At 55.7% G+C, this 16,515-nt stretch carries 15 protein-coding genes and 6 tRNA genes; 19 read left to right on the plus strand and 2 right to left on the minus strand.

From position 1 onward, the window contains the following. Positions 1-201 precede the first annotated feature (201 nt). From asnB to AC1RKC_RS16530, 7 genes are all read left to right on the plus strand, one after another. Entirely contained in the window at positions 202-1,866 is a 1,665-nt protein-coding gene (gene asnB, locus AC1RKC_RS16500; RefSeq protein ID WP_261135024.1) for an asparagine synthase B, read from the plus strand. Positions 1,867-2,087: 221 nt separating this feature from the next. Beyond that, a tRNA-Met gene (locus AC1RKC_RS16505) sits at positions 2,088-2,164 on the plus strand. Between the two features lie 8 nt (positions 2,165-2,172). Continuing rightward, a tRNA-Leu gene (locus tag AC1RKC_RS16510) sits at positions 2,173-2,257 on the plus strand. 29 nt (positions 2,258-2,286) lie between these two features. Next, positions 2,287-2,361 (plus strand) — tRNA-Gln (locus AC1RKC_RS16515). Between the two features lie 45 nt (positions 2,362-2,406). Continuing rightward, a tRNA-Gln gene (locus tag AC1RKC_RS16520) sits at positions 2,407-2,481 on the plus strand. Between the two features lie 40 nt (positions 2,482-2,521). Next, positions 2,522-2,598 (plus strand) — tRNA-Met (locus tag AC1RKC_RS16525). Positions 2,599-2,617: 19 nt separating this feature from the next. Then, positions 2,618-2,692: transfer RNA gene (locus tag AC1RKC_RS16530), tRNA-Gln, on the plus strand. 104 nt (positions 2,693-2,796) lie between these two features. Here the strand turns inward: AC1RKC_RS16530 and ubiF are convergent. Beyond that, entirely contained in the window at positions 2,797-3,978 is a 1,182-nt protein-coding gene (gene ubiF / locus AC1RKC_RS16535) for a 3-demethoxyubiquinol 3-hydroxylase (protein ID WP_046374283.1), read from the minus strand. A 196-nt stretch (positions 3,979-4,174) separates the two neighbouring features. Here ubiF and miaB point away from each other — a divergent pair, with 196 nt between their 5' ends. The 12 genes from miaB (at position 4,175) to AC1RKC_RS16595 (ending at position 15,861) form a co-directional block, all read left to right on the plus strand. Next, the gene (gene miaB / locus AC1RKC_RS16540; protein WP_046374284.1) at positions 4,175-5,599 is read left to right on the plus strand and encodes a tRNA (N6-isopentenyl adenosine(37)-C2)-methylthiotransferase MiaB; all 1,425 of its coding nucleotides are present in this window, start codon (positions 4,175-4,177) and stop codon (positions 5,597-5,599) included. Positions 5,600-5,732: 133 nt separating this feature from the next. Beyond that, entirely contained in the window at positions 5,733-6,068 is a 336-nt protein-coding gene (locus AC1RKC_RS16545; protein WP_020825632.1) for a zinc ribbon domain-containing protein YjdM, read from the plus strand. A 215-nt stretch (positions 6,069-6,283) separates the two neighbouring features. Continuing rightward, positions 6,284-7,339 (plus strand): PhoH family protein, encoded by a 1,056-nt coding sequence (locus AC1RKC_RS16550; RefSeq protein WP_046374285.1) that lies wholly within the window; start codon positions 6,284-6,286, stop codon positions 7,337-7,339. Further along, the gene (gene ybeY / locus AC1RKC_RS16555; protein WP_020825630.1) at positions 7,336-7,809 is read left to right on the plus strand and encodes an rRNA maturation RNase YbeY; all 474 of its coding nucleotides are present in this window, start codon (positions 7,336-7,338) and stop codon (positions 7,807-7,809) included. Before AC1RKC_RS16550 ends, ybeY begins: the two co-directional genes overlap by 4 nt. Before the next feature lie 84 nt (positions 7,810-7,893). Next, entirely contained in the window at positions 7,894-8,772 is an 879-nt protein-coding gene (corC, locus tag AC1RKC_RS16560) for a CNNM family magnesium/cobalt transport protein CorC (RefSeq protein ID WP_012005653.1), read from the plus strand. Positions 8,773-8,779: 7 nt separating this feature from the next. After that, positions 8,780-10,309: an apolipoprotein N-acyltransferase gene (gene lnt / locus AC1RKC_RS16565; RefSeq protein WP_046374286.1), complete on the plus strand. Its 1,530-nt coding sequence runs from the start codon at positions 8,780-8,782 to the stop codon at positions 10,307-10,309. A 415-nt stretch (positions 10,310-10,724) separates the two neighbouring features. Beyond that, entirely contained in the window at positions 10,725-11,621 is an 897-nt protein-coding gene (locus tag AC1RKC_RS16570; protein WP_020825628.1) for an amino acid ABC transporter substrate-binding protein, read from the plus strand. Between the two features lie 211 nt (positions 11,622-11,832). Continuing rightward, positions 11,833-12,573, plus strand: coding sequence for an amino acid ABC transporter permease (locus AC1RKC_RS16575; RefSeq protein ID WP_017891917.1), 741 nt, complete (start codon positions 11,833-11,835; stop codon positions 12,571-12,573). Next, the gene (gltK, locus tag AC1RKC_RS16580) at positions 12,573-13,247 is read left to right on the plus strand and encodes a glutamate/aspartate ABC transporter permease GltK (RefSeq protein WP_020825627.1); all 675 of its coding nucleotides are present in this window, start codon (positions 12,573-12,575) and stop codon (positions 13,245-13,247) included. The genes AC1RKC_RS16575 and gltK overlap by 1 nt, the downstream gene beginning before the upstream one ends. Beyond that, entirely contained in the window at positions 13,247-13,972 is a 726-nt protein-coding gene (locus AC1RKC_RS16585) for an amino acid ABC transporter ATP-binding protein (RefSeq protein ID WP_020825626.1), read from the plus strand. Before gltK ends, AC1RKC_RS16585 begins: the two co-directional genes overlap by 1 nt. Positions 13,973-14,089: 117 nt before the next feature. Continuing rightward, positions 14,090-15,022: a pyrimidine-specific ribonucleoside hydrolase RihA gene (gene rihA / locus AC1RKC_RS16590; RefSeq protein ID WP_308529949.1), complete on the plus strand. Its 933-nt coding sequence runs from the start codon at positions 14,090-14,092 to the stop codon at positions 15,020-15,022. A 146-nt stretch (positions 15,023-15,168) separates the two neighbouring features. Beyond that, entirely contained in the window at positions 15,169-15,861 is a 693-nt protein-coding gene (locus tag AC1RKC_RS16595; RefSeq protein WP_234530528.1) for an FMN-dependent NADH-azoreductase, read from the plus strand. Positions 15,862-15,915: 54 nt separating this feature from the next. Here AC1RKC_RS16595 and AC1RKC_RS16600 read toward each other — a convergent pair whose 3' ends face one another. Beyond that, positions 15,916-16,398, minus strand: a complete 483-nt coding sequence (locus tag AC1RKC_RS16600; protein ID WP_020825623.1) for a zinc ribbon-containing protein — start codon at positions 16,396-16,398, stop codon at positions 15,916-15,918. Positions 16,399-16,515: the final 117 nt, after the last annotated feature.

Here is a 16,515-nt window from a genome sequence, read left to right on the forward strand (position 1 = left end):
CGCGCCATCGCTGATGCAGCGGCCATGCTGCCTATAACAGCAAATACAACATCACAGTCTATGCCCAAAATAATTCGAGTTGCTTGTAGGCGGCAACTGAGCGAAGCCCCAGGAGCTTACTCAAGGGGTGAGTGAAGGCAGCCAACACCCAAGCCACTTGAAGTATGACAGGTATAAAAAAGTCGTTAGGAGAGTCGGTATATGTGTTCTATTTTCGGTGTGCTCGATCTGAAGTCCGATCCCGTTGAATTGCGTAAGAAAGCGCTGGAGCTGTCCCGTCTGATGCGCCACCGCGGCCCGGATTGGTCCGGTGTTTACGCCAGCGATAAAGCCATCCTGGTGCATGAGCGCCTGTCGATTGTCGACGTCAACAATGGCGCCCAACCGCTGTACAACGCTGCGCACACCCACGTTCTGGCCGTTAACGGCGAGATCTACAACCATCAGGCGCTGCGCCAGCAGTTTAGCGATCGCTACCAATTCCAGACCGGCTCCGACTGTGAAGTGATTCTGGCGATGTACCAGGAGAAAGGCCCTGACTTCCTCGACGAACTGCAAGGGATGTTCGCCTTCGCGCTGTACGATTCAGAGAAAGACGCTTACCTGATTGGCCGCGACCATCTGGGCATTATCCCGCTGTACATGGGCCATGACGAATTCGGCAACCTGTATGTCGCCTCTGAAATGAAAGCGTTGGTGCCGGTTTGCCGCACCATTAAAGAATTCCCGGCGGGCAGCTACCTGTGGAGCCAGAACGGCGAGATCCGCGAATATTATCAACGTGACTGGTTCGATTACGACAACGTTAAAGACAACGTGACCGACGCCAATGCCCTGCGCAACGCGCTGGAAGACTCGGTGAAAAGCCACCTGATGTCCGACGTACCCTATGGCGTCCTGCTGTCCGGCGGCCTGGATTCTTCGGTGATCTCCGCCATTACCAAAAAGTACGCGGCACGCCGTGTCGAAGATCAAGAGCGCAGCGAAGCCTGGTGGCCACAGCTGCACTCCTTCGCCGTGGGTCTGGAAGGTTCACCGGATCTGCGCGCCGCGCAGGAAGTGGCAAACCACCTGGGCACCGTGCACCATGAGATCCACTTCACCGTACAGGAAGGTCTGGACGCCATTCGCGACGTGATTTATCACATCGAAACCTATGACGTTACCACCATTCGCGCTTCCACCCCGATGTACCTGATGTCACGCAAGATCAAGGCGATGGGCATCAAGATGGTGCTGTCCGGCGAAGGCGCGGACGAAGTGTTCGGCGGCTACCTGTACTTCCATAAAGCGCCGGATGCCCGTGAGTTCCACGACGAAACCGTACGTAAACTGTTAGCACTGCATATGTTTGACTGCGCGCGTGCCAACAAGGCGATGTCCGCCTGGGGTGTGGAAGCCCGTGTGCCCTTCCTGGATAAAAAATTCCTCGACGTGGCTATGCGCATCAACCCCAAGGACAAAATGTGCGGCAATGGCAAAATGGAAAAACATATCCTGCGCGAATGTTTTGAATCCTATCTGCCGGCCAGCGTCGCCTGGCGCCAGAAAGAGCAGTTCTCCGACGGTGTGGGTTACAGCTGGATTGACACGCTGAAAGAGGTCGCTGCCAAGCAGATCAGCGATCAACAGCTCGAAACCGCACGTTTCCGTTTCCCGTACAACACGCCGAGCTCCAAAGAAGGCTACCTGTATCGCGAAATTTTCGAAGAGCTGTTCCCGCTGCCAAGCGCGGCAGAATGCGTGCCTGGCGGCCCGTCAGTGGCCTGTTCCTCAGCCAAAGCCATCGAATGGGACGAGTCATTCAAGAAAATGGACGATCCTTCTGGTCGTGCAGTCGGCGTTCACCAGTCCGCCTACAAATAATCACGCCGGGTTTTCTCCCCAAGGCGGGCCTCCGGGCCCGCCTTTTTGCTGATGTTTTCAACCATTAATTGCCTGAACTGATGCTTTTATCGCCATACTGTTCACAACCCAGACAAACGACACATCCAGCCGCTTTTTCGGGAAAAAACTTGTTGACGCAAAACGGCCATATACGCATAATGCGCCCCGCAACGCCGATGAAGGTTGCGCGAAAAAAGATGGGCTACGTAGCTCAGCTGGTTAGAGCACATCACTCATAATGATGGGGTCACAGGTTCAAATCCCGTCGTAGCCACCATCTTTTTTGCGGGAGTGGCGAAATTGGTAGACGCACTAGATTTAGGTTCTAGCGCCGCAAGGTGTGCGAGTTCAAGTCTCGCCTCCCGCACCATTTCTTTTCATCGAGTTGCAGGCAACAGGTGGGGTATCGCCAAGCGGTAAGGCACCGGTTTTTGATACCGGCATTCCCTGGTTCGAATCCAGGTACCCCAGCCATCTTTTTTAGGATGGGGATGTTGCAAAAAAAGTTAAACGTGTTGATGGGGTATCGCCAAGCGGTAAGGCACTGGTTTTTGATACCAGCATTCCCTGGTTCGAATCCAGGTACCCCAGCCATACCAATGCTGTTGACTTTTAAAGTAAAATATCGAAAAATGGCTACGTAGCTCAGCTGGTTAGAGCACATCACTCATAATGATGGGGTCACAGGTTCAAATCCCGTCGTAGCCACCATATTTTACTGTTACACCATTGGGGTGTCGCCAAGCGGTAAGGCTCTGGTTTCTGATACCAGCATACCCAGGTTCGAATCCTGGCACCCCAGCCACATTTAGAAAAGCCCGCTTCGGCGGGCTTTTTGCTATCTGGAATTTGGCGAGACCGGATGAATAAGGGCGCGACATTGAACTGCGCCCTTGTAGGAAGGGCCGCCTACAGCCCCAGCGCGTATTTCAGCGCATGTTCCTTCAACTTGCCCGCCCGCTGGGCCGCCATCAACGCAATATTGCGCGCCACGCAAAGCGGCGACAAATTATTGCTGAAAGCGGTATAAAACAGATCCATACCACTTTGCATCAGCAAGTTATCGGTGCGACGGCGACGCTGATAACGCATCAGCACCGCTTCGCTGCTCCAGTCTTCACCCAACTCGCGTGCATCACACAAAACCGCCAGCAAGGCTTCTACGTCACGATACCCCAGGTTTACTCCCTGCCCGGCTAACGGGTTGATGGTATGTGCCGCGTCACCGAGCAACACCAACCCCGGCAACACATAGCGTTGCGCATGGCGGCGCGCTAACGGGAAAGATCCGGCCGCATGCACCTTCACTTCCCCTAAGCGGGCAGGAAAGGCTTCGGCGATCTCTTTCTCAAGCTGCGCTGGCGGCATCGCCTGCAGCTGGCGGATGCGCTGCGGGCTGTCGTACCACACCAGCGAGGCCCATTGATCATACAACGGCAGGAAAGCCCGGGGACCGGAAGGGAAAAACTGCTGCCAGGTCGTATCTTGCTGTGGCTCGCCGGTATCGACGGTGATCAGCATGCAGGACTGGCGGTACTGCCAGCCGCTGGTGCCGATAGCGGCCAAATTGCGCACCTGCGAGTTGGCTCCATCGGCCCCCACTACCAAACGCGCTTGTAGCGTCTGTGAAGAGTCCAGCGTCACTTGCCAGTGGTCGTCATTCCGCTGCAGCGAACGCAGCCTGGCGGGGCAATAGAGCGTCAGATTTTCGCACTGCTCCAGCTGTTGCCAGAGCGCCAGTTGCAAAATACGGTTTTCTACCATAAAACCCAGCTCCGGCAGGCCGAGCGAGGCGGCGTCAAACGCTACCCGTGAAGAGGCCCACTCCCAGGTTTCCAATCGGCGGTAAGGCGCCGAGCGCATCGCTTGCACCGCCGGCCAGGCGCCGAGTTGTTTCAGCAACCCCACCGAGGTGCAGCCGATGGCGGAAATACGCAGATCCGGCGGGCTTTGCGCATCGAACGCCTGCGGCGCCTGATGTTCCAGCAAGGCCACCGACCAACCGGCCTGCGCCAGCCCCAATGCGGCGGCCGCGCCGACCATTCCGCCGCCTACCACCACGGCGTCATACCGTTTTTGAGATACGTTCATATTGGCTATGTTTTCTTAGTGAATTATCGCCATTCCCACCGGCATGGCGTTTGGCTCCAGTGTAACGGATTTTTAATTTGGCTTCAGGTCGCATGGTGTTTTCCCCGCGCTGGTCACAACGGCGTCAAATGTTTACAATAAGCGCCCTGCATGTCGCGTATCGCAACTTTCGTCCGCACTGAGTAATGGCAAGTCAATGACCAAAAAACTACATATCAAAACCTGGGGCTGCCAGATGAATGAATATGATTCATCGAAAATGGCGGACTTACTGGGAAGCACACACGGTTACCAATGGACCGACAACGCTGAAGAAGCGGACGTGCTGCTGCTGAATACCTGCTCGATCCGCGAGAAAGCGCAGGAAAAAGTTTTCGCCATGTTAGGGCGTTGGAAACTGCTGAAAGAAAAGAACCCGGCGCTGATCATCGGCGTCGGTGGCTGTGTGGCCTCACAGGAAGGCGAACACATTCGCAGCCGCGCGCCTTGCGTCGACGTCGTGTTCGGGCCGCAGACCCTGCACCGCCTGCCGGAAATGCTCAACCACGTGCAGGGCACCCGCAGCCCCATCGTCGACATCAGCTTTCCGGAAATCGAAAAATTCGATCGCCTGCCGGAACCGCGTGCCGAAGGCCCTACCGCCTTCGTCTCCATCATGGAAGGCTGCAACAAGTACTGTACCTTCTGCGTGGTGCCTTATACCCGCGGTGAAGAAGTCAGCCGCCCAAGCGATGACGTCCTGTTTGAAGTCGCCCAACTGGCGGCGCAGGGCGTACGCGAAGTCAACCTGCTCGGCCAGAACGTCAACGCCTATCGCGGCGCGACTTACGACGGCGAAATTTGCTCGTTTGCCGAACTGCTGCGCCTGGTGGCGGCCATCGACGGTATCGACCGCATCCGTTTCACCACCAGCCATCCGATTGAATTCACCGACGATATCATCGCGGTTTATGAAGACACGCCGGAGCTGGTGAGCTTCCTGCATCTGCCGGTACAAAGCGGCTCAGACCGTATACTGACCATGATGAAGCGCGCGCATACCGCGTTGGAATACAAAGCGATCATTCGCAAGCTGCGCAAGGCGCGGCCGGACATCCAGCTCAGCTCCGATTTTATTATCGGCTTCCCGGGTGAAACCCAGGCCGATTTCGAACAGACCATGAATCTGATTGCCGAGATCAACTTTGATACCAGCTTCAGCTTTATCTACTCGTCTCGCCCTGGCACACCGGCGGCCGATATGGTCGATGACGTCAGCGAAGACGAAAAGAAACAGCGTCTGTATATCCTGCAGGATCGCATCAACCAGCAGGTGCTGCAGTTCAGCCGCCGGATGCTCGGAACCGTACAGCGTATTTTGGTGGAAGGCACTTCCCGCAAAAGCGTGATGGAACTGGCGGGCCGGACAGCCTGCAACCGCGTGGTGAACTTTGAAGGCACGCCGGATATGATCGGTCAGTTTGTTGATGTGGAAATCACCGAGGTTTTGACCAACACACTGCGTGGCGCAGTGGTGCGTACCGAACAGCAGATGGACCTGCGCGTGCATGAATCCCCGCAGTCAGTCATCGCCCGAACCCGAAAAGAGAACGCGCTGGGCGTCGGCATTTATCAGCCCTGACGCCCTCTCCGCAGTGTTGTAAGCCGTGGCGCCCGACGCCACGTCAGCGATTATCCTTATGACTTATCAGCCGGGTCTCGATGCCCGGCTATTTTCTTTTTTTTTTATTTTTTTGATTAAGAGGCGACATAACATGCAACTCCCACACTGCCCAAAGTGCAACTCCGAATACACCTACCAGGATAACAACCTGTTTATCTGCCCTGAGTGCGCCCACGAGTGGAGCGACAGCGCGCCGGCAGACGACAGCGATACGCTGATTGTCAAAGACGCCAACGGCAACCTGCTGGCCGACGGCGACGCCGTGACCGTAGTGAAAGACCTCAAGGTCAAAGGCAGCTCTTCCATGCTGAAAATCGGCACCAAAGTGAAGAACATCCGCCTGGTGGAAGGCGACCACAACATCGACTGCAAGATCGATGGCTTTGGCCCGATGAAGCTGAAATCCGAATTCGTGAAAAAGAACTGATCGCCAGCCCTGAATCTCCAAAGCATTACGCGGCTGTTTTGGCCGCGTTTTTCCTCCTTCGGCCCTTGAATTTTGCCGCCGACGCACAGATAGATCATGGGTAAACTTGCGCCAGTGCGGCGCACCATGAATAATTCAAGGTAGAGAGTTCAGGCTTGGCCCTGGACGCGCGTACCGAAAACCAACCAGGCCCGATATGAGCCTTGAGGAATAGTTTGAACGTCGCAACACAAGAAATTTTGTTAGAGCCGGCAGACAATAAGCGATTGCTCAGCCTGTGCGGCCCGTTTGATGACAATATCAAACAACTCGAACGCCGGTTGGGCATTGAGATCAACCGCCGTGACAACCGTTTCAAGCTGGTCGGCAAGAACCCGTGCGTGGTTGCCGCCGCCGATATCTTGCGCCATCTGTATGTGGACACCGCCCCCATTCGCGGCGTGATCCCGGATATCGACCCGGAGCAGATCCATTTAGCGATCAAAGAAAGCCGGGTGCTGGAACAGGTTGCCGACAGCGTGCCGGATTACGGCAAGGCGGTGACCATCAAAACCAAACGCGGCATGGTGAAACCGCGCACGCCGAATCAGGCGCAATACATTGCCAATATTCTCGATCACGACATCACCTTCGGCATCGGCCCGGCCGGTACCGGCAAGACCTACCTGGCGGTCGCCGCTGCGGTGGACGCATTGGAACGCCAGGAGATCCGCCGCATTCTGCTGACCCGTCCAGCGGTTGAAGCCGGTGAAAAACTGGGCTTCCTGCCGGGGGATCTGAGCCAGAAGGTCGATCCTTACCTGCGCCCGCTGTATGACGCCCTGTTCGAAATGCTGGGCTTTGAGCGCGTGGAGAAGCTGATCGAACGTAACGTGATAGAAGTCGCGCCGCTGGCCTATATGCGCGGCCGTACGTTGAACGACGCGTTTATCATCCTCGACGAGAGCCAGAACACCACCATCGAACAGATGAAGATGTTCCTGACACGTATTGGCTTCAACTCCAAGGCGGTCATCACCGGTGACGTGACGCAGATAGACCTGCCGCGCAACCAAAAATCCGGCCTGCGCCACGCGGTGGAAGTGCTGTCTGACGTCGAAGAACTGAGCTTCAATTTCTTCCATAGCGAAGACGTGGTACGCCATCCGGTGGTGGCCCGCGTGGTCATCGCTTATGAAGCCTGGGAAGCCGCCGAACAAAAACGCAAAGATGCGATTGCCGAACAACGTAAACGCGAGGCGAGCATCGCCTCCGAGCAGGAGACACCATGAGTCAGGTGATTTTGGATCTGCAGATTGCCTGTGCAGACAGCAACGGCCTGCCGGATGAAGCCACCTTCCAGCGCTGGCTGGAAGGCGTGCTGCCGCAGTTTCAGGAGGAGGCCGAGGTCACCATTCGCCTGGTGGATGAAGCGGAAAGTAACGAGTTGAACCTGACCTATCGCGGCAAGGACAAACCGACCAACGTGCTGTCTTTCCCGTTCGAAGCTCCCCCGGGTATCGAGCTACCGCTGCTGGGCGATCTGATCATCTGCCGTCAGGTGGTTGAACAGGAAGCCGTCGAGCAAGAGAAGGCGCTGGAGGCCCACTGGGCGCATATGGTTGTCCATGGCAGCCTTCATCTGCTAGGGTATGACCACATCGAAGACGATGAAGCCGAAGAAATGGAGTCTTTGGAAACCGAAATCATGCACGGACTGGGTTACCCGGACCCGTACCTGGCGGAAAAAGACCCCCTCTGACGTCAGCTGATTTCCCCGCAGCCCCCGTATGGGGCTGCCGCTGACTCCCCTAACTCTGACATGAGTGATATTAACTAAAACGCCATGAGCGACGACCATTCACAAAGCAATGACAGCCCCAGTCCCAAGAAGGGGTTCTTTACTCTTATCCTTAACCAGCTGTTCCACGGCGAACCCAAAAACCGTGGCGATCTGGTAGAGCTGATCCGTGATTCCGAGCAAAACGACCTGATCGATCCCGATACCCGAGACATGCTGGAAGGCGTGATGGATATCGCCGAGCAGCGCGTGCGCGATATCATGATCCCGCGCTCCCAGATGGTGACGCTCAAGCGTAACCAAACGCTGGAAGAGTGCCTGGACGTGATCATTGAATCCGCCCACTCGCGCTTCCCGGTGATCAGCGAAGATAAAGATCACATCGAAGGCATTCTGATGGCCAAGGATCTGCTGCCGTTTATGCGCGCGGAATCCGAGGAATTCAGCATCGACAAGGTGCTGCGCACCGCCGTGGTGGTGCCTGAAAGCAAGCGAGTAGACCGGATGCTGAAGGAGTTCCGCTCCCAGCGTTATCACATGGCGATTGTCATTGACGAGTTCGGCGGCGTGTCCGGCCTGGTCACCATCGAAGATATTCTGGAACTGATTGTCGGCGAAATCGAAGACGAATATGACGACGAAGACGATCTGGATATCCGCCAGCTCAGCCGCCATATGTATACCGTGCGAGCGCTGGCGCCGATTGAAGACTTCAACGAAGCCTTCGGCACCCACTTCAGCGACGACGAGGTCGACACCATCGGCGGCCTGGTGATGCAAGCCTTCGGTCACCTGCCTGCACGCGGGGAAACCATTGAAATCGAAGGTTACCTATTTAAAGTTGCGATGGCGGACAGTCGACGTATCATCCAGGTTCATGTAAAAATTCCGGACGATTCTCCGCAACCGAAACTGGAAGAATAAATCAAACATGGCTAAAGCCTCTTTCCTTGAACGCCAGTGGGTTCGCGCCCTGCTGGCGCTGTTGACCGGCGCCAGCGGCACGCTGGCGTTTTCTCCTTACGATATCTGGCCGGCGGCCCTTGTCTCTCTGTTCGGCCTGTTGGCCGTAACCCTGAACCGCACCACCAAACAGTCTGCCTTGCTCGGTTTTTGCTGGGGTTTCGGTCTGTTCGGGACGGGAATCAACTGGGTTTACGTCAGCATTGCCGACTTCGGCGGCATGCCTTTCTCCATCAACATTTTCCTGGTTGTGCTGCTGGCGGCTTACCTGTCGCTGTATACCGGGCTGTTCGCCGGGTTACTGGCACGTCTGTGGCCGACCACCAGTTGGTACCGTTTAGCGATTGCCGCCCCCGTGTTGTGGCAAGTCACCGAGTTTTTACGTGGCTGGGTGCTGACCGGTTTCCCCTGGCTGCAGTTTGGTTACAGCCAGATTAACGGCCCGCTGAAAGGCGTGGCGCCGTTGCTCGGGGTAGATACCATCACCTTTATGCTGATGGCGATCGCCGGGCTGTTGGTGTACGCCGTCAATCAGCGTCGGATCGCCGCGGCTGGGGTTGCCGTCGCACTACTGTTGCTGCCGTGGCCGTTGCGCCAGCTGCACTGGTTTACCCCGCAACCGGACAAGGCGGTCAACGTCGCGATGGTGCAGGGCAATATCGCTCAGTCGATGAAGTGGGATCCGAAAGCGTTGGTCAGCACCTTGCAAACCTATTTGGACGAAACGCGTCCTTATATGGGCAAAGCGCCGATCATCATCTGGCCGGAGTCTGCCATTCCGGATTACGAAGCCAGCCAGAACGGCTTCCTGACCATGATGGATGACCTGATGCGCGCCAAAAACAGCAGCCTGATCACCGGTATCGTTGATGTGCGTGCCACGCCGCAGGGCCAGCAAATCTACAACAGCGCCATCGTGCTGGGCGAGCCGACGCCTTACGTTTATCCGGCCAAGGACCGCTATAACAAGCACCATCTGGTGCCGTTTGGCGAGTTTGTACCGCTGGAAACGCTGCTGCGCCCGCTGGCACCGTTCTTCGATTTACCGATGTCTTCATTCAGTCGTGGCGACTACGTCCAGCCACAGCTCAGCGTGAAAGGCTATAACCTGACGGCGGCGATCTGTTATGAGATTGTTCTCGGCCAGCAGGTTCGCGACAACTTCCGGCCGGACACCAACTTCCTGCTGACCATCTCCAACGACGCCTGGTTCGGCCATTCCATCGGCCCATGGCAGCACTTCCAGATGGCGCGCATGCGTGCTCTGGAGCTGGGTCGCCCTCTGTTGCGCAGCACCAATAACGGCGTCACCGCCGCGGTAGACGCCAACGGTGAGGTGATCGCAGAGATCCCTCAGTTCACCCGCAAGGTGCTGGAGGTGAAAGTCACACCAACCACCGGCATAACGCCTTATGCCCGTTTTGGCGCCACGCCGTTGTGGATAATCACCCTGCTGCTTGGCGGCCTGGCGTTGATCCTCGGCCTGCGCCGTAAATAAGCCCCCGGGGTGCTGCCCGTCAGCGCCCCGCTTCCCTCATCCACCATGCAGCTTGCCACGCCGCACTCTCCCACGCGGCTAGCATAAAGCGTCGCCAAATCAATGCTTCTGGCACACTCCTTGCTTTAATTACTCTGTTATAGAGAGCCGATTTACTTTTACTGACGTTTTGTCGCACCTGTGCACAACTCAAGAGCATGACCGGCACCACAAAGGTGCATTGGGGTTTTGTTGCATTAATTTGGTGCGCGTGGCGTCTCAAAAAAAGAAACATTTTAGTTTCAATCCATTCACAATCGGCTATTTTCTAACGGTTATGTGTTCTAAGACTATCTTTATACTTGAGCAATAAATCTCCATTTAGAATCTGATGCTCTTTGAATTTGAGCCACCACAACAGCAAAGGAGTTGGACCATGCAAATGCGTAAATTGGCGTTATCGTTACTGCTGATCGGTATGGCAGGTAACGTAGCCCATGCGGAAGAACTGACCGGTACGCTGAAGAAAATCAAAGACAACGGCGTGATCGTTGTCGGCCACCGCGAATCGTCAGTGCCGTTCTCCTACTACGACAACCAGCAAAAAGTTGTGGGTTACTCCCAGGACTACTCCAACCAAATCGTTGAAGCGGTTAAGAAAAAATTGAACGCTCCTGATCTGCAGGTCAAAATGCTGCCGATCACCTCACAGAACCGTATCCCGCTGCTGCAAAACGGCACTTTTGACTTCGAATGCGGCTCGACCACCAACAACCTCGAACGCCAAAAACAGGCGGCCTTCTCCGATACCATCTTCGTGGTCGGTACCCGTCTGCTGGTGAAAAAAGGCTCTGACGTCAAAGACTTCAAGGATCTGGCGGGCAAACCGGTCGTGGTGACCTCAGGCACCACCTCTGAAGTGCTGCTCAATAAACTGAACGACAGCGGCAAGATGAACATGCGCATCATCAGCGCCAAAGACCACGGCGACTCCTTCCGTACCCTGGAAAGCGGTCGTGCAGTAGCCTTTATGATGGATGACGCCCTGCTGGCGGGTGAACGCGCGAAAGCGAAGAAGCCGGACCAATGGGAAATTCTGGGCACACCGCAGTCGAAAGAAGCCTACGGCTGTATGCTGCGTAAAGACGATCCTGAGTTCAAGAAACTGGTCGATGACACCATCGCTCAGGCTCAAACTTCAGGCGAAGCAACAAAATGGTTTGATAAGTGGTTCAAACAGCCTATTCCACCGAAGAACCTCAACATGAACTTCGAACTGTCCGACGACATGAAGCAACTGTTCAAAGAGCCTAACGATAAAGCATTGAACTAATAGAACAAGAGCTGGGGCGGCCGCCAGGCCAAACCAGCCCTGTTGATGGCTGGGACAGACAGGAATACGGGAGGCCGTTCCCCTCCCGTATTTTTCCCATAACGCATTACCGATGCCCGCACACATAAGTCAGCCCGACTGGCCGCGGCGCCCTCGGCGTTGAATAGTCATCAATCTTTAGGCGCTCTGCGCCCGCTTAACGGAGTTTGTTATGTCAATAGATTGGAACTGGGGTATCTTCCTGCAGCAGGCCCCGTTTGGGAATACCACCTACCTCGGCTGGATTTGGTCCGGCTTTCAGGTCACGGTAGCCCTCTCCGTCTGTGCATGGATTATCGCTTTCTTTGTCGGTTCGCTATTCGGTATTTTGCGTACCGTGCCCAACCGCTTTCTTTCCACGCTCGGTACCTGTTACGTCGAACTGTTCCGTAATGTGCCGCTGATCGTCCAATTCTTTACCTGGTATCTGGTGATCCCGGAACTGCTGCCGGCGAATATCGGCATGTGGTTCAAAACCGAACTCGACCCTAACGTGCAATTCTTTGTTTCCTCGATGCTGTGCCTCGGGCTGTTTACCGCCGCTCGCGTCTGCGAGCAGGTACGTGCTGCCATTCAGTCACTGCCACGCGGTCAAAGAGCGGCCGGGTTGGCGATGGGTCTGACGCTGCCGCAAACCTACCGCTACGTGCTGTTGCCGAATGCCTACCGGGTGATTGTGCCGCCGATGACCTCGGAAATGCTCAACCTGGTCAAAAACTCTGCCATCGCTTCCACTATCGGGTTGGTCGACATGGCTGCCCAGGCCGGCAAACTGCTGGACTACTCTGCGCATGCCTATGAATCCTTTACCGCGATTACGCTGGCCTATATCGCCATCAACGCCGTGATCATGCTGTTTATGCGGTTGGTTGAGAGAAAAGTGCAGTTGCCCGGCAACTTGGGGAGTAAATAATGTACGAATTTGACTGGGCATCGATTGTCCCAAGTTTCCCTTATCTGCTGCAGGGCCTGTTGATCACGCTGAAGATCACCGTGACCGCCATCGTCGTCGGTATTCTGTGGGGAACCGTTCTGGCGGTAATGCGCTTGTCGCCCATCAAACCGATCAGCTGGTTCGCTGCCGTTTACGTCAACCTGTTCCGCTCCGTCCCGCTGGTGATGGTGCTGCTGTGGTTCTATCTGGTGGTTCCAAGCTTATTACAACAGGTTCTAGGGCTGTCGCCGAAAACCGATATTCGCCTGATCTCGGCTATGGTAGCCTTTTCCCTGTTTGAAGCGGCTTATTACTCGGAAATTATCCGCGCCGGTATCATCAGCATCTCACGCGGCCAGTCCTCCGCCGCGCTGGCACTGGGCATGACCCAATGGCAGTCAATGAAGCTGGTGATCCTGCCGCAGGCGTTCCGCGCCATGGTGCCGCTGCTGCTGACCCAGGGCATCGTACTGTTCCAGGATACCTCCCTGGTGTACGTACTGAGCCTGGCTGACTTCTTCCGTACCGCCTCGACCATTGGCGAGCGCGACGGCACCCAGGTTGAAATGATCCTGTTTGCCGGCTTTGTCTACTTTGTTATCAGTCTCGCCGCCTCGGCGCTGGTAAGCTATTTGAAGAAAAGGACTGTTTGATGATATCCCTGAAAAATGTTTCTAAGTGGTACGGTCACTTTCAGGTTCTGACCGATTGCACCACCGAAGTAAAAAAAGGCGAGGTGGTGGTGGTCTGCGGTCCTTCAGGCTCGGGCAAGTCTACCCTGATCAAAACCGTCAACGGTCTGGAGCCGATCCAGCAGGGCAATATCCTGGTGAACGGTACCCCGGTCAACGACAAGAAAACCAATCTGGCGCAGCTGCGTTCCAAGGTCGGTATGGTATTCCAACACTTCGAGCTTTTTCCACACCTGTCGATCATCGATAACCTGACGCTGGCGCAGGTGAAAGTGCTCAAACGCGACAAAGACGCCTCGCGCGAGAAAGGCCTGAAACTGCTGGAGCGCGTCGGCCTGACCGCACACGCCAACAAGTTCCCCGGCCAGCTTTCCGGCGGCCAGCAGCAACGCGTGGCTATCGCCCGAGCGCTGTGCATGGATCCTATCGCCATGCTGTTCGATGAGCCCACTTCGGCGCTCGATCCGGAAATGATCAACGAAGTGCTGGACGTTATGGTCGAACTGGCCAATGAAGGCATGACCATGATGGTGGTAACCCACGAGATGGGCTTTGCCCGTAAAGTGGCGAACCGGGTGATCTTTATGGATGAAGGCAAAATCGTCGAAGACCGCAATAAAGACGACTTCTTCAACAATCCGGAGTCCGAACGCGCGAAGGACTTCCTGGCGAAAATCCTGCACTGATCCCTCGCCTGCGCCCCGCCCGGGGCGCAGTTTCATTCCCTCTTTCCGGCACTAAAAGCACTTGTTTCTCTCCGATTTTGATCCGATGCTCACTGGATAACAAATAAGGAGATAAACATGCCCCGCCCTATCATTATCGATTGCGACCCTGGTCTGGACGATGCCATCGCCCTTGCCATGGCGCTGAGTTCACCAGAATTGGACGTTAAAGCCATTACCACCTCCGCCGGTAACCAGACGCCGGAAAAAACCCTGCACAATGCGCTGGGTCTGTTGACGTTGATGAAGCGTGAAGATATTCCCGTCGCTGCCGGTGCTGCCGCGCCGTTGATGCGAGACCTAGTGATTGCCGACTACGTTCACGGCAAAACCGGCATGGGCAATACCCATCTGCCAACGCCCGCCATCCAGCCGGTGGCGCAAACTGCCGTAGAGCTGATCGCCAGCCTGCTACGCAGCAGTCCGCAGCCGATCACGCTGGTGGTCACCGGCCCCATGACCAATATCGCGCTGCTGCTGGCCCAACACCCAGAGCTGAAAGGTAACATTGAACGCATCGTGTTTATGGGGGGAGGTATGAATGCCGGCAACACCACCCCGGTGGCAGAGTTCAACATCTTTGTCGATCCCGAAGCCGCCGAAATGGTGCTCAAATCCGGCGTACCGCTGACCATGGCCGGGCTGAACGTAACCCACCAGGCGCTGGTGCTGCCACAGGATATCGAACGCATCCGCCAGATAAACAACCCGGTGGCGCAGGCGGTGGCCGAAATGCTCGACTTCTACCTGCCGCTGTACCTTAGCCATCCCCGTGGGATGCCCGGTGCCGCGATGCACGACCCCTGCACCATCGCCTGGCTGCTGGCACCACAGCTGTTTGACAGTATCGAACGCTGGGTCGGCGTGGAAACCAAAGGGGAATATACCCTCGGCATGACCGTGGTGGATATCTTTGGCCAGAACGGCAAGCCGGCCAACGTTGAAGTGCTGACCGATATCGATCGCGAAGGCTTTATCGATCTGTTGGCCGAGCGCGTAGCCCGCTATTGACCACCGGGCGGGAAACCGCCCTAACATTCAATATTTTTGATTTAACTCAGCGAATTTTTACGCTATCACTGGGCCAGGCTTGCCTCTAAGATGCTGTTAAACGCACAGCATCGCTGATACCTTAGACCAAGCCTGGAGATAGCCCAATGAGTCGTATACTGGTCCTGAAATCAAGTATCCTGGGTGATTACTCCCAGTCTGGAAAATTAGTCGATTTTTTTGTTCAACAGTGGCATGAAGCACACCCCAATGACAGCTTTACGGTTCGCGATTTAGCCAACCCGACACTGCCGGAGCTGGATGGTGAAGTGATTGGCGGGTTTAGCGCTGGTGACAAACCTTTAACACCGCATCAGCAAAAGACGCTGGCACTTTCCGATGAACTGATCGCCGAGCTGAAATCGCACGACACCATTATCATCAGCGCGCCGATGTACAACTTCAACATCCCGACGCAGTTGAAAATCTATTTCGATCTGGTGGCGCGCGCTGGCCAAACCTTCCGCTACACCTCTGAAGGCTCTGAAGGTCTGGTCACCGGCAAGAAAGCGATTGTGATCTCGAGCCGCGGCGGTATCCACGCGGATACGCCAACCGATCTGATCACGCCATATCTGAAGCTGTTCCTGGCGTTTATCGGCATTACCGACGTCGAGTTCGTGCTGGCGGAAGGCTTTGCTTACGGCCCTGAAGCAGCAGAAAAAGCCGCTCAGGAAAGCCGGGTTGCGGTGGCACAGAAAGTGCCCGCCAAAATCGAAACAGCCCCGCAGGCTGAAGTGGCTACGGCCTCGGCTGGCGGAAGCTTTCTTGGCAACCTGATGAAAAAACTGTTTGGCTAAGAGCAGCGCCTGCCCTGACCTTTTCTAGCGGAGAGGCCAGGGCGCGCAGCAAGCTTAAGGTTCGAAAGGCCGACGCTGGAACTGGTCATGACCGCATTTCGGGCACAGCGGCAGCACTTCCGGCGTGTAAAACGCCAAATGATGGTGGCATTTTTCGCACACCAGATTACCCAGCCCGACAACCTCACCGCTGTGGTAAACGCCATGGTGGCTGACGTCCTTGAACACCTCGCGCCATTCCAACTGAGTTTTGTCGGTAATATCCGCCAGCTCCTGCCACAGGCTTTCCTTGATAACCCGCATGAAAACGCTGTCGGTGAACTCGTCCCGGCTCTCCTGATAACTGCGAGCGAACTCTTCCAGATCGCGCCGTACCGCCTGTGTAACCTGCTCAACTTCGTCGCGCGTCAGTTCACCCGCTTCGTTTAGCCGTTTTTCTGCGCTCGCGACCAGCGAGTCAATATCACGCTCGCCATTTTTCAGGCGTTCTGTCAGGGATGCCACCAATTCGCGGTAGTACTGAGCAACCTTGTTCATAATCTCTCCTCGATGAACTTACGTGACTGGGCCTACCTCCTAAACTATCCCTTATCATTTTAGCCGTAAATTGCTGATGTCACTTGGCAAGACATGGTTTCCTCAAGATGTGAGTCT

The organism is Serratia sp. GW822-FHT06E05 (assembly GCF_058799445.1).